The 13,623-nt window shown below is 43.6% G+C and carries 13 protein-coding genes and 3 tRNA genes; 9 read left to right on the forward strand and 7 right to left on the reverse strand.

Annotated features, from left to right (window positions below; genetic code table 11):
* Nucleotides 1–23: 23 nt before the first annotated feature.
* Together FPL27_RS04655 and FPL27_RS04660 are read right to left on the reverse strand one after the other, a co-directional pair.
* The gene (locus FPL27_RS04655; protein WP_143959981.1) at nt 24–779 is read right to left on the reverse strand and encodes a hypothetical protein; all 756 of its coding nucleotides are present in this window, start codon (nt 777–779) and stop codon (nt 24–26) included.
* 139 nt (nt 780–918) lie between these two features.
* A complete protein-coding gene (locus FPL27_RS04660) occupies nt 919–1,572 on the reverse strand; it encodes a DUF6266 family protein (protein WP_143959982.1) in 654 nt (217 codons plus the stop codon).
* Nucleotides 1,573–2,000: 428 nt separating this feature from the next.
* On the opposite strand from FPL27_RS04660, the gene FPL27_RS20105 reads away from it, so the two are divergent.
* A complete protein-coding gene (locus FPL27_RS20105; RefSeq protein ID WP_262712067.1) occupies nt 2,001–2,585 on the forward strand; it encodes an amidohydrolase family protein in 585 nt (194 codons plus the stop codon).
* Nucleotides 2,573–3,364 (forward strand): metal-dependent hydrolase family protein, encoded by a 792-nt coding sequence (locus FPL27_RS04665; protein ID WP_262712068.1) that lies wholly within the window; start codon nt 2,573–2,575, stop codon nt 3,362–3,364. The genes FPL27_RS20105 and FPL27_RS04665 overlap by 13 nt, the downstream gene beginning before the upstream one ends.
* On the opposite strand, the gene FPL27_RS04670 is transcribed toward FPL27_RS04665, so the two are convergent.
* The gene (locus FPL27_RS04670) at nt 3,309–4,334 is read right to left on the reverse strand and encodes a glycoside hydrolase family 43 protein (protein ID WP_143959983.1); all 1,026 of its coding nucleotides are present in this window, start codon (nt 4,332–4,334) and stop codon (nt 3,309–3,311) included. The two genes, FPL27_RS04665 and FPL27_RS04670, sit on opposite strands and share 56 nt — an antisense overlap.
* A gap of 243 nt (nt 4,335–4,577) precedes the next feature.
* Here FPL27_RS04670 and FPL27_RS04675 point away from each other — a divergent pair, with 243 nt between their 5' ends.
* From FPL27_RS04675 to FPL27_RS04685, 3 genes are all read left to right on the forward strand, one after another.
* Nucleotides 4,578–6,422: a PLP-dependent aminotransferase family protein gene (locus FPL27_RS04675; protein WP_143959984.1), complete on the forward strand. Its 1,845-nt coding sequence runs from the start codon at nt 4,578–4,580 to the stop codon at nt 6,420–6,422.
* Between the two features lie 136 nt (nt 6,423–6,558).
* Nucleotides 6,559–7,065, forward strand: a complete 507-nt coding sequence (locus FPL27_RS04680) for a YcxB family protein (protein WP_143959985.1) — start codon at nt 6,559–6,561, stop codon at nt 7,063–7,065.
* Nucleotides 7,066–7,211: 146 nt separating this feature from the next.
* The gene (locus tag FPL27_RS04685) at nt 7,212–7,850 is read left to right on the forward strand and encodes an NAD(P)-dependent oxidoreductase (RefSeq protein WP_185974300.1); all 639 of its coding nucleotides are present in this window, start codon (nt 7,212–7,214) and stop codon (nt 7,848–7,850) included.
* Between the two features lie 28 nt (nt 7,851–7,878).
* Here FPL27_RS04685 and frr read toward each other — a convergent pair whose 3' ends face one another.
* The 4 genes from frr to FPL27_RS04705 form a co-directional block, all read right to left on the reverse strand.
* Entirely contained in the window at nt 7,879–8,439 is a 561-nt protein-coding gene (gene frr, locus FPL27_RS04690; protein ID WP_143959987.1) for a ribosome recycling factor, read from the reverse strand.
* Nucleotides 8,440–8,454: 15 nt separating this feature from the next.
* On the reverse strand, nt 8,455–9,165 hold the full coding sequence (gene pyrH / locus FPL27_RS04695; protein ID WP_143959988.1) for a UMP kinase: 711 nt from the start codon (nt 9,163–9,165) through the stop codon (nt 8,455–8,457).
* A gap of 107 nt (nt 9,166–9,272) precedes the next feature.
* Nucleotides 9,273–9,767 carry an acetyl-CoA carboxylase biotin carboxyl carrier protein subunit gene (locus FPL27_RS04700; protein WP_143959989.1) on the reverse strand — a complete coding sequence of 165 codons (495 nt, stop codon included), beginning with the start codon at nt 9,765–9,767 and terminating at the stop codon, nt 9,273–9,275.
* A gap of 395 nt (nt 9,768–10,162) precedes the next feature.
* A complete protein-coding gene (locus tag FPL27_RS04705) occupies nt 10,163–10,372 on the reverse strand; it encodes a hypothetical protein (protein ID WP_143959990.1) in 210 nt (69 codons plus the stop codon).
* 169 nt (nt 10,373–10,541) lie between these two features.
* On the opposite strand from FPL27_RS04705, the gene FPL27_RS04710 reads away from it, so the two are divergent.
* The 4 genes from FPL27_RS04710 to FPL27_RS04725 all read left to right on the forward strand — a co-directional run bounded on the left by FPL27_RS04710 (nt 10,542) and on the right by FPL27_RS04725 (nt 13,617).
* The gene (locus tag FPL27_RS04710) at nt 10,542–13,121 is read left to right on the forward strand and encodes a M1 family metallopeptidase (protein ID WP_143959991.1); all 2,580 of its coding nucleotides are present in this window, start codon (nt 10,542–10,544) and stop codon (nt 13,119–13,121) included.
* 185 nt (nt 13,122–13,306) lie between these two features.
* Nucleotides 13,307–13,389 (forward strand) — tRNA-Tyr (locus FPL27_RS04715).
* 49 nt (nt 13,390–13,438) lie between these two features.
* Nucleotides 13,439–13,511 (forward strand) — tRNA-Gly (locus FPL27_RS04720).
* Nucleotides 13,512–13,545: 34 nt separating this feature from the next.
* Nucleotides 13,546–13,617: transfer RNA gene (locus FPL27_RS04725), tRNA-Thr, on the forward strand.
* The last annotated feature ends 6 nt before the right edge of the window (nt 13,618–13,623 follow it).

Raw genomic sequence — 13,623 nt, forward strand, 5'->3', positions numbered from 1 at the left:
AAAATCTCTTGAATTTGCTATTATCATGGCTTGGCGCCCGCTTTAACAATCCGACATGGGTTTAATTTAAGCCTGCCGACATCCATGATATGGCTGCCGGAGAGGATAAGAAACTCCATACCCAGAGTCACTACGTGGTAATCATAATTACCAACCGGATGCGGGGCTGTCATGGTAATTTCCTTGGGGCCACTTTCTATGGGCAGGGGATCGGTTTCGGTAAGATGAAAACCGTAAGGAAACAGCTTCTCGCCAGGTCCAAAGGCTCCGGTAATAAAATACAGGCGAACATGGGTGGCTGCTTTGGGAACCCTGATATCTCTTCCTATGTGAAGGTCTTCGAAATGAAGTTCCCACAGGTCTTCTTTTCTCTCAAGTTGATATTTGCTTTTGACCACATTGGAGAATTTGGCGTTTTCGTTGAGGTCAAAACCATGGAGCATGTTCCAATCCCCTTCTTCAATGCGTCTTTCTCCGCGAGCGTTTTTAGGGTCGGAACGGAGGATACTGTTGGCCACTTTTACCAAGCGGCCATGTAGTTTGGTAGGGGTTGTCCGCTTCAGGGCCAGCCAGATGGCTCCTTTCAGCATACCCACCATATTGGAAGCGCTACCAAATTCCTCGTTGTTTTGCCGAGTAAGTTCATAATTGGAATCGGTAAGAATACGCTCCTTGCTCACTCCACCAGTTTCCTTGGCGAAATAACCGTCCTTGTTCTTGTAAAAACTCACATGACCGATCTTGCCGGTGAGCTTGATAAAACCTTTTTGTCGTGCCATAATTATTGTACTATGTATTAAGCGTACGATGTGTCATCATGTTAGTAATTGGCGCTTGGTTTTGCTCTTTTGACTTAGCTCTATAAATAACCCTATTGCCAGTACTCTTTGTACTCTTTCTTGTCCTTAAAAATTACTCTTACACTAATCCAAGATAAACGCTATCCGACAGACTATGCCCTTTGGCTAAGGGGGAGCTGAAAGCTAGGTAGGCATGGAGGCGGCCACGGTGTTCGTCTGGGTCGGGAATGGGGATGAGCTGACTTTCTGCTGACCGGGCAGCGCCTTCCTGTATATAAATGGGGGTTGATTCCTCCAGATTATAGAGCAGGATCAGGGCCTTGTCCCGGCCCTTGGCGTTACCCGATCCGGTGTTGTTTTTCCAGGTAACCTCTACATGATCATCGTCCTTCCAGCTAGCGGCACCTGCCTTAGCTCCGGTAAGGTTGCCCGAGCTGATGAGTGCCAGATTGGGGGCCAAAGCTAAGCCTGTGTCATGGTGGACCATTGCCAGATTCATAAGTAAAGCTGAGCCCTCGTGGTAGCCGTTTCTGGCTCCGCGTATACCTATTTGGTGGCTGAAATACATCAGCTGGCGTATAGGTTCGAGAAAATGCCGGGCCAGCCGGAACTTTGTCTGCTGTAATTCCTGAGCGGGAGTGGAGGGGAGTTTATCCTTTCTGTCCTTCTTTTCGGGGGCGGCTCTCACGTAAGTGACCCCGTTAATCTCGTAATAAATAAAACCGCCAATTTTGCCTTTGAGGCCCTGGTGAATGCCGGATGCTTTTGCCATGATGGATGTTGTTAAAAGTGTGAATGAAAAATTATGGAATCTCAGCTTTACGCTCTGCCCATTAGTATGGCAAACACCCTCTAGATTAAAAAACGCCTAATCACCCTCTTGAGCCAAAAGCCAAACGAAAATAATAAATAAAAGTTTATATGCAAATAAATCGCCGGATTATTTTTTAGGTATCGTTAGTTTGTAAACAAAGAATATTCTGATTTTACTTGGCGCTATTAGAACTTGATTAGAAGGAAGTCGGGAGATGGTCAGAATATGGTCAGAAGATTATATGGATTTACAATGAGTTTTTAATGGTTTTCAGAATAGTTTGAAAGTAGGAATTTAGAGGTAAAGGTGCTCTTGGTGAAGTGTAATTTGCACCTAAACAATAATCTTATACAGAGGGTTTTGCAGGTTCAATAATTCTGTGGTTTATGAATAAAGTAGTGTATTTATTTGGTTTAGTGATGTTTGGTTTACAAATAAGTTTAATGGGGCAAACATCTGATCGTCCTTCCCCAATTTTGATTTCCGATGTGAACATTTTTACGGGGAAGGATGAACAAGTCACTCGTGGGCATATTCTAATTGAGGGGAAATTTATAACCAGGATTTCAACAGAACCCATTTCAATTGATGATGGGCAAGACTATAAAATTATAGAAGGAGGCGGAAGGTTTGTGATGCCGGGATTGATAGATGCGCATACGCACTTGTTGTTTGAGTCAATTCCCCAAATGCTGGCGATGATGTCGGATTATGCCTATTTGAATCTTTATGCCGCAAAGGCTGCAGAAAAGCAACTCCTGAGAGGGTTTACAAGTGTGCGCGATTTGGGTGGGGGAGCGTTGACCTTGGCAAAGGCAATTGATCAGGGGTTGATTGTAGGACCGAGGGTTTTTGCCAGCGGAGCATTTATTTCCCAGACAGGTGGACATGGGGATTTTGGTTTGCCTACCGATGTGCCTCGGAGGCAGGGCGAAATGTCCTATGTGGAGAGAAACGAATGGCTGCTATAGCCGATGGGGAGGAGCAAGTGTTATTGCGCAGCAGGGAACAGCTGCGTCAAGGCGCTACACAACTGAAGCTGATGGCCGGAGGTGGTGTGTCCTCAAATTATGACCCCTTGGATGTGGCCCAGTATACCGAAGCGGAGTTCAGGTCAGCTGTGTCTGCTGCCGAAAACTGGGGAACCTATGTCACGGTGCATGCCTATACTCCTCGAGCGATCAAGACGGCCATCAATGCCGGAGTGAAATGCATAGACCATGGGCAGTTGGCTGATGAGGAGACAGTGAAATTAATGGCCGAGAATGGGATATGGTGGAGTTTGCAGCCTTTTTTGGGAGATGAGGATTCCAACCAATTCCCAGAAGGTTCAGCAAATAAGCGAAAGCAGATGGAAGTCTCAGCAGGGACAGACAACGCCTATAGGTTGGCCAAAAAATACAACATTAAAATTGCCTGGGGGACAGATTGTCTTTTCAACCCAGAGCTTGCCCTAAAGCAGGGGAAGCAGTTAGCCAAGATGACCAAATGGTTTTCGCCTTACGAGGTCTTGAAAATGGCTACCTTTGACAATGCCCAGCTTCTATACATGAGTGGTCCGCGAAATCCTTATCAGGATGGTAAGTTGGGAGAAATCTCTGAGGGAGCATATGCGGACCTGATCATCGTGGACGGCAATCCGCTGGAGGATATTCAGCTCATTGTAGATCCTGAACAGAACTTTAATGTAATAATTAAGGATGGGGTTGTGGTAAAGGAATCATTCTCTCCTTCACCCCGTCAAAAGTAATCTGAACCGGTTTTATTTTTCCCTGCTCGTTAAATTCCATTTTGTCGATGCAGACCACGCGGTGGTTGTGGTGGGTTTCTTCGAGAGGCCTGCGGTGGTAGACGATGTAGTATTCATCCTCTCCCGGTATCTGCATGACCGAGTGGTGACCGGCGCCAGTGGCGATGTCAGGGTCCTGCTGGAGAACTGTAGCCTCCCGCTCAAACGGGCCGAAGGGGCTGTCGGAAATGGCATAGGCTACCCTATAATTGGGCCCGCCCCAGCCTCCCTCTGACCACATGAAGTAATACTTTCCTTCACGCATAAACATGAACGGGCCTTCCACATAATCCTCAGGGGTTACTTCCTTGTACAGTTCACCGTCATCGAAAGGCTCGAGACCAGTAAAATCCTCATTTAGCTTGACCACGTTGCAATGGCCCCAGCCCCCGTAATACATATAATGAGTCCCATCGGCATCGCGGAAGACAAACTGGTCGATGGGCTGGGCCCCGTTGACAATTTCATTGATCAAAGGTTTGCCGATGAGGTCTTTAAAAGGTCCTTCCGGTTGGTCGGCTATGGCCACACCGATGCCTCCTAAGGCATCCTCATGCTGAATATCATTGGCTCCAAAAAAGAGGTAGTATTTCCCCTTATTTTCAATCACTGAAGGAGCCCACATGGCACTGTCGGCCCAAGCCACTGCTGCAGTATCAATGATTCGTTCATGTTTATCCCAGTTTACCAGATCTTTGGAGGAAAATGCGTCCATGTGGACCTGTCGGTGGTAGGCGTCGGAATAGGTTGGGTAAATCCAGTAGGTGTCCCCATAGATGATACCCTCCGGGTCTGCATACCAGCCTTCAATGACAGGATTGCCGGAATATCGGGGCTCCTCGGTTAGGGTCTCTTTTGGGGAGCAGCTTGTTGAAAAATAAAATAGGGAAATAAGGAGAAATAGAGAAATACTGTTAAGATGAGATTCCATAGGTTTAAAAGGTTTTATCTAAAATATTAAATAAGAATGAGCTTAGCAAAGTGGGCTGGTTTAACGGTTTAGATTGAGGATGTTTGGATGACGGATGACGGGTGACGGGTGACGGATGACGGATGTCGGATGTCCGATGAGGGGTGGTTTTTGGAAATTGGTGAGGGTTTGCGTTAATTCGGGGGAATTTTAGGCGAAAATTAAGGGTTATGAAAAATTACGGCCTATCTAAAAGTAAATTTTATGACAGAAAATAGAGTGTTTAAATATATTGAAGATGTATTGGAGAACATGCCAGCTGAATGGCTGAAGTTAACAACCCATCGACTAGACATTTACATTGAAGAGTTGGCTAAAACACAATTTTTAGATGAGTTTGAGGACTTATTTAAAAACCATAGCTCTGAAACATCAGCACTCAGTCAATTGCCTACGGCTTATGATTATATCCGGCTAGGTCATCCTTTATCATCAGTGCTGGAATGGACAATTGCTAAACTATATGACAATAAACCGGAAAGTGTAATAAGTTTTTCATCGAGGACGGTTCCTATTTTGGCTATTCTCAGGAAAAATTTATTGAATAATGAGAATACTCAAATCTGCTATACTGGGGAATTGCCGGCACTTTTTGATACCGAAGTACTAAAGCAAGTATACGGTTATAGTTTCGATTTAAAGCAAGTTAATGGAGTCGAAGATATTTCCAGGTTTAACGGCAGCACAGTTTTCATTTCACAAAATGAGGAAATTGGCAGTTTTGAATTTTCTCCTAATGTAGATTTCATAATCAGTATTCACCCTGAATTTGGAAGTATCCTAATGGTAAATGGTGAGCTAAATAGAAGTTATATCTCCGAAATCCAGCATGTCCGCAGAAGAGAGACCATTGCTATGACGCCTGTGAATTGCTTTTCGGCCTTGCAGCAATTAATTGGAAAGTCCCCTTCTGATGATGTGAAAAGTGATTATGAGACAAACAGAGCGCTTGTCTTGGATTCGATTAAAGAAATTACCGGTACAAATACAAAGGCGCTACTTGGTTCCAGTGGCCTATCAATTCAATATGCCATCATGATGGGGCTAGTTGATGCGGCATTGGAAAAGCATCCAGGCAAAGCCATCAAAATCATTGTTCCTCCTAACTGTTATGGTGGTACAAACGACCAGGCCAGACGGGTAGCTGCTTGTGTGGACAACGTGGAAGTTTTGGATCTACTTGTCGATGGTGACAACAATATGGTTCAAAGTATTGATGCCGTTTTGGATAAAGTTGCCAAAGAAGATGCCGTCCCTTTTATCATCGCTGAAATTCCAACTAACCCAAGAGTCGAAGTTCCGGATCTTATAAAATTAAAAGAGGTGTTGAGTGCAGTCCGTAAAACGGATGCAGGAAAAGCCGCTATCGATCCAGTGTTTATTTTAGACCAAACATTTTGTCCCAATGTGCAATTCCTGGCTGAGGGTGGAATACTTTCTACGATCAGGAGCATATCCTATGTTAGTGGTTCGAAATTCCCTAGTGGAGGAAAATGTACTGCGGGCTATTGTGTGGCAAATAATGAGGCGGAAGATTTATTGGAAAAAATAGAAAAGCATCTTATACTTTGCGATAATGAGGCTACAGATCTTCAAGTTGAAATATTGGCAAATCAATTACCTTCCATGAATCAAAGGATAATTGACGCATATAAAAATACGCGGGAATTTGTAAACTTCATTAAAGATGCTCTGCCAGAGGCAAAAATCAATTTTGTTTCAGAGGAATTGGCGAAGGAAGGATTTACTCCATCTGTGTTTTCATTGGATCTTCCCACCAAAGGAGAAACTTTTGCTGAAAGAGAATCTTATAAAAGGGCATTGAATAATAAGTTGATCAACCTAATGATTACTGAGATCCCTAATGAAAGTAAATACTGCGTGAGTTATGGGCAGTTAAAGGGATGTTATTGGACCATACCTGCCACTTCAACCCAAGGGACGACTAAAGAAGCCGATAAAGATTACATTGCCCGAGTGGCACTTTCCCATGATATGGACCTTGAACGCCATAAAAAGGTCTTTTTGGATTTTGTAGGGGAAATTTAAACTGGGTTTTTACCCCAGAGGCTCGGAGGTCGCAGTGGGTGAGTCTGGGCAACCTAAAAAATAATTCTTCAATATAGCTTTTACCCTACCCTCCTTCACTTTGGAATATAACCTGCAATGAATTATCTTCCCCTCTATGGCAGAAGTAGTGATCAATACAGGGTTGAGTTTTGAAGATTTCCGGAGGGCTAATTTCTTTTTGCTTTACCGCAGGAAGATGACCACCGCGTTACTGGTTTTGGGGTTGATTCTGGTATTGGGTTCACTGGTACATCATGTAATGGAACCTGATTTTTATGTCCAATTTCCCGTGTTGCCCGTAGCCTTGGGATTGGCGATGGTGCTGCTCCCTCCGTTATCCCTACTCCGTTCTTCCAAAAAGAACTATTTTGGAGATGCCCGGCTGAGGGGGAAGTTTACTTATAAGCTCGACCGGGAGAAAATACAAGTCATAGGGGAGTCATTCGATACTACTTTTTCATGGAAGAAGTTGTATATGTTTGAGGTTTCCCACAACTGGGTGCTGCTGTGGCAGAATGCACAAATGGCCTTGTTGATTCCGAAAAGGGATGTTTCTGAAGGGCAAATTCAGACTTTGAAGGACATAGCCACCAAGCATCCCGGAGTGAGGAGAAAGTGGTAAGTGAGTTGCAAATATTTGATATGACTATAATTTATGGTAACTTTATAAGTCGCTTAATTAAAGTGGTTTAGCTTTTCGGTTCGATGCTTTATGCTATCGATTTTTTGAAGGGTAATTGATTTATGCTCACAACATTAAATCTCCATATGATGCAGGTATCAATTTTAGGGGCGACCGGAATGGTTGGAAATGCAACGCTAAGAGAAGCTTTAAATAAAGGTTATCAGGTTAAAGTCTTGGTAAGATCTCCTGAAAAGCTTGGTGAGTTAAAAGAAAAAGTGACTGTGGTAGAGGGCAATCTTCTTGATAGCTCTTCAATGGAACGTGCGCTTGAAGGCAGTAATGTGGTGATAAATACAGCTGGTGGCGTCAAGGAACCTGACCAATATGCAAAATTTCAACGTATAGGAACCTTATTGACGGGAAAAATGAATGAGTTAGGGATTAAAAGGTTAATTAATATTTCCGGTGCAGTCATGACGCTTCCTGAAGAAAACCTAGATTTGAAAAGGAAGATTATGAAGGTGTTTGTAGGTTTTCTTTTTAAAGAAATGAAACAGTCCCAAGAGGCAATCCTGCCGATTATTCTTTCCAATAAAAATATCGACTGGACAATAGTGCGAGCTGCCATGATTTCCAAAAAAGAGGGTGTTGGGAATGTTTTGGCAGATGATAAACAAATGCCTGGAATGGCTATTAAGCTTGATGATTTGGGTAAGTTTCTGGTGGAGCAAATTATTTCTAAGCAATGGGTAAATAAGGCGCCATTTGTTGCTTCTAGATAAAAAAAAATCCCTCGCTAGAGGGATTTCATTATACTTTCATAATCTCGGCTTCTTTCTTATCAAAAAGCTCGTCGATTTTTGAAGAATATTTATCAGTTAGTTTCTGGACAGTGTCCTCCGCTCTTTTAACTTCATCTTCGGAAGCGCCATCTTTTTGAAGCTTTCTTAAGGAATCATTGGTGTCTTTTCTTACGGTTCTGATGGAGATTTTACCGTTTTCACACTCTTGTTTCACTTGTTTAACCAAGCCTTTTCTTCTTTCCTCCGTAAGTGGTGGGATGGTCAGGATGATGATTTCACCGTTGTTCTGAGGGGCAAGACCTAAATCAGAATTGACGATGGCTTTTTCAATTTCGCTGATCAGGTTTCTTTCCCAAGGTTTGATAGTAAGGGTTCTGGCATCAGGAGTGGTCACAGAGGCCACCTGCTGCAATGGGGTAGGGGCGCCGTAATAGCTGACCATGATCCCGTCAAGCAAATTGGGCATGGCCTTACCAGCTCTTGTTTTTACCAACTCAGCAGCCGTGTGGTCAACGGCCTTCTGCATGAGCTCTTTCGCATTGTCAAGTTCTAATTGAATCTCTTCCATGATATAGTTAAAAGCTTATTTTGTCATAATTAAAGTACCAACGTCTTCACCCTTGATCAGGTTTTCAAGGTTTCCATCCTTATTCATGTCAAAGACGATGATAGGGAGGTTATTTTCCTGGCAAAGAGTAAAAGCAGTCATATCCATCACGTTCAGGTTTTTTTCATAGACCTCCTGAAAAGAAATAGTATCGTAACGAGTTGCACTACTGTCTTTTTCTGGATCTGCTGTATAGACTCCGTCTACACGGGTACCTTTCAATACTACTTCTGCCTCTATCTCGATGGCTCTCAAACTTGCCGTGGAGTCAGTAGTAAAATATGGGTTGCCTATTCCGGCTCCAAAGATTACCACTCTACCTTTTTCTAAGTGGCGGATAGCTCTACGGCGAATAAACGGCTCACATACACTTTCGATCTTGATGCCAGACATGAGACGGGTGTACATGCCGTTTTGCTCCAACGCGCTCTGCAAAGCCATGGCGTTGATCAATGTGGCCAGCATGCCCATGTAGTCACCCTGAACGCGGTCAATGCCGATTTTCTCGGACTGCACGCCTCTGAAAATATTGCCTCCTCCGATTACAAGTGCTACTTCTACGCCCATATCCACCACTTTTCGGATTTCCATGGCATATTGCTCTAGTCTTTTGGGGTCTATGCCGTAGTTTTTGTCGCCCATGAGGGCTTCGCCGCTAAGCTTAAGGAGGATTCTTTTGTACTTCATGCTCTGATGGCCTTTAAGAGAAAGGTATTTAATGTTGAAATGATTTTTATCCAATATTTAAACTCGACAAATATAATTTGTTAAGCTTATAAAACTAAATCAATTCCTTAAAATTGAATTAAAACCTGGTTTTTTTCCACGCTTGCTCCTTTGCTGACCTTGATCTCCTTGACCACTCCGTCACCGGGGGATTTGATGATGTTTTCCATCTTCATGGCTTCCAGTACCAGCACGTGGTCGCCCTTTTGGACTTCGTCGCCGACTTTGACCTTGATGTCAAAAATTAAACCAGGCATAGGCGCTTTGATGTCCTTGGCCTTTGAACCGGCCGTGTTGTTCATGCCGAGTTTTTCCAAAAGCAGGTCGTATCTGTCCTTGATGGAAAGGGTAACTGTTTTGTTATTTAGTTTGACTTTTAAAGTTTTCTCTTCGGCGTTGTGCTCGATGAGTTCCAGATTGTAAGACTGGTGTTTGGCCAGAATGTGGTAGCGGCGGTCCTCAAGTTTGGTGATGTCCCATTCGATCAGGCTCTTATTGACCTGAAAGCCGTCTTTCTCCTTGTTGACCTCAAATTTGTCTTTATTGATAGTTACTGAATACATGATAGCTAATTTGGTGGCTAAAGATAGTAAATGTGGGGGAAAGGACAAGAAAAGGTTGTACTCGGTACTAAGTACAATTTATTGAGCGAATCGCGGTGGAGGAAAAGGGTCACAAGTATGAGGTGCCATTTAATAGGTATCCAAAGTACGAAGTGGTTAAGAGGTTTACGTCCCGGTAGCGCATAGCTTCGCTTTATGCGCTACCGGGGACTGTTTAGGGGTTTAAGGGGGATGTGTCGTGGGTTTAGAGGGATGTAAAGCCAAGGCAAAATCTTGAAATACTTAGTACATAGTACCTAGTACAATTAATAACGGCGGAAGGGGGGATAATAAAAAAAAAACGACAACTACATGTTGCCGTCTTTTGAACAAAAAATCATATTGGAGGTAAATTCTTAAGTCAGCTTTTTGCTACCGGCGCCCATCATGATGCCTCCAATGACCATAAGGACTACGCTGACGATCACGGGTGTCCAGTTGGCCGTGCTAACGGCGATATCCATGCCCAGAAAAGTGAAGCTTTCCGAGTCCTGTATGGCCTGGATACCAAAGATCAAGGTGCCAACAACACCCAGAATTAGTAAAATCATTCCAGCTATTTTCATAAAATGTAGTGTGTTTGGTTAAAATATTATTATATCAAAAAGAGTGCGCAAAATTTTTATCCGCTTCATAGGCCGTGGGAAGTCCATAATTTGCCAGCCAAAAATTGAAACCTTTCCCCAAAAAATATCTTAACTTAGGACGTTATAATTTTCAAACCAATCGGATTGTATGAAATTAAAAAGTACCAGTGTGCTGATATTGGCCCTCTTACTGGGCTGTAAAACCCAAACCGAAGTAACCCAAGCACCACAGGAAAAAGAAGATGTCCCTGCTGAAGTGGAAGAAAGGTTTGAGGCCACCCAGGAGCAGAAAGGACAATTAAGACAAAAGGAATACGAAATCCGTGAATACCGAGCTACTCGGGAGCGTCATTTTGATCTTTTACACACCTCCCTTGATCTTTCCTTTGATTTTGGAAAGAAGCATGTGCTGGGAAAGGCTAGGCTCAGGCTGAAGCCATTTTTTTATGATCAGAAAGAGCTGGAGCTTGATGCTAAGGATTTTGAAGTTTGGGATGTGACCAAATTGGGGGAGGATGAGAATGTTCCTTTGGCTTTCAAGTATGATGGGAAAAAACTTTTGATATACCTTCCTGGTAAGGTGTCTTCTTCCGACACTTTGGAGCTTGATATCAGATACACTGCCATGCCGTATGAGGGTGGAAGTGGCGGAAGCGCAGCCATCACCGATGATAAGGGTATGTATTTCATCAATCCTACGGGGGAAGAGGAAGGCAAACCCATACAAATATGGACGCAAGGGGAGACCGAACACAATTCCAAATGGTTTCCCACCATCGATGCCCCAAATGAGCGGGCAACACATGATTTTAAACTGACAGTACCTGAAGAATATCAGACTTTCAGTAATGGTGAACTCTTGAGTAAACAAGATAATGGTGACGGAACCCGTACCGATCACTGGGAAATGAATAGGCCGCATGCACCATACTTAGCCGCAGTAGTTGTTGGGGATTTTGAAGTGGTGGAGGACCAATGGGAGGATGTGCCTTTGCGGTACATCGTGGAGAAGGGTTATAAAGATGGCGCGGCGAAAGTATTTGAAAATACCCCAGAGATGATTGGGTTTTTCTCGGAACTGCTTGGAGTAAGGTTCCCTTGGCAGAAGTATGACCAAGTGGTGGTGAGGGATTTTGTCTCCGGAGCTATGGAGAACACAACCCTTTCCATTTTTATGGAAGCCTTGAATTTGGATGAGAGGGAGGCAATAGATAGTGAATGGGATGGCATCATAGCGCATGAGCTTTTTCATCAGTGGTTTGGGGACTACGTGACCACGGAGTCTTGGTCTAACTTGCCATTGAATGAGGCATTTGCAAATTACTCAGAATACTTGTGGGAGGAATACAAACATGGTAAGGATGCTGCTGACCTTTCTCATGTAGGAGAAATGGAGCAGTATTTTTCTGAGGCAGAAGGTAAGCAGGTAGACCTGATTAGATTTTACTATGATAATGATGAGGATATGTTTGATAGTCACTCCTACGCAAAGGGGGGAAGAATCCTGCATATGTTACGAAAATACCTAGGAGATGAAGCCTTCTTTGCTTCTCTCAACCACTATCTGGAAAAGCACACCTTGAGCAGCGTAGAGGTTCATGATTTAAGACTTGCCTTTGAGAAAGTGAGCGGGAAGGATCTAAACTGGTTTTTCAACCAGTGGTTTTTAGATTCAGGGCATCCGGAACTGGATGTGAAAATTGATGAAAGTGTGCCTGGGAATATCTTGCTCACCGTAAGGCAGCAGCAGCCATTGGGACAAACCCCGCTATATAAAATCCCATTTAAGGTTCAGTATTATTTGGATGGGGTGAAGTATGAGCGGGAATTTGTGTTGGAAGAAGGGGAGCAGTTTTTTGCTTTGGAAAATGGTAACATTGTTGACTTGGTGGTTTTTGATGAAGGCATGGAGCTGTTGGCTAAAAAACAAACTTATAGAGGCTTTGATCGATTGGTGGCCCAGTTTGAAAATTCCCAGGAAGGGATTGCTCGATATGAGGCCCTAGATAGTTTGACAAGCCATTATACGCGGCAAGAGCTCGGTGGAATTTACCGCTCAGGGATGGAAGATGAATTTGGGTCTTTAAGAGAGTTGGCGCTAGATAGGTTGAGTTCCAGTGAGGTGAATTTTCAGTTTGTAGAAGACTTGGTTTACCGTCTGGCACAGGAAGATGAAAAAAACAGTGTGAGAGCAGCTGCTATTGAAGTGCTGGCGCAAAACAATCCGGATAAGTATCAGGAGTTTTTTAAAGGTCAACTGGAAGAGCCTTCGCTCTATGTGGCCGGAGCTGCTTTGGCTGCATACCTTGGACATGAGGGTAATGAGGACCGGCAGGAAATAGCTGAGAAATATAAAGATCAGCGGAACATCCGGGTTGTGGTGGCATTAGCCAATTATTTCTCTGAGCAGGCGGATAGTAAATATTCGGAATGGTTTCACGACAAGCTTGACAAGCTTGGTGGAGAATCCTTGTTTTATTTCTTGGGTTATTATGGGGATTTCTTTGCCAGGTTAGAAGAGGAGGAAAGGAAGGTTGCCATCGATAAGCTGTATGATATAGCGGCCGAGAATCCTGCTAATTATATTAGATTGGGTGCGTTTCAAAGCTTGTTCGGTTTTTACGACGAAGATGGTGTAAGGGAAAAATTGCAGCGACTCAATGAGGAGGAGACTGACAGCATGGTGAAGCAGTATCAGGGGTTTTACCTGCAAAATTACGGGGAGTAGATCATTATAGGAATATATCGATAAAATTAATTGGTTGATGTCGAAACGCTTAAGCGTAAAGTGTAAAAAAATATGAGATTTTTTCGGACAATATTTTGATAGTTACACAAAAGCCTATAATTTTGCCATCCGTTAAGACATACAAAAACAAACAAAGGTTTTGAATATGGCTTAGCGGATCAGTTGGGGGAATACCAAAGCGGCCAACTGGGACGGACTGTAAATCCGTTGACTTATGTCTTCACAGGTTCGAATCCTGTTTCCCCCACAATTAATCCGCAAAACTTTTGTAGTTTTGCACAGTGTAAGAAAAACAAGCGGGAGTAGCTCAGTTGGTAGAGCGGCAGCCTTCCAAGCTGCAGGTCGCGGGTTCGAGCCTCGTCTCCCGCTCTATGCTTGTTTATAGGCATACAAACTGTTATCAGCCGACGTAGCTCAGGGGTAGAGTGCTTCCTTGGTAAGGAAGAGGTCACGGGTTCAAATCCCGTCGTTGGCTCAGAGA

This window comes from Litoribacter populi (assembly GCF_007483685.1).
GTDB classification, from domain to species: domain Bacteria; phylum Bacteroidota; class Bacteroidia; order Cytophagales; family Cyclobacteriaceae; genus Litoribacter; species Litoribacter populi.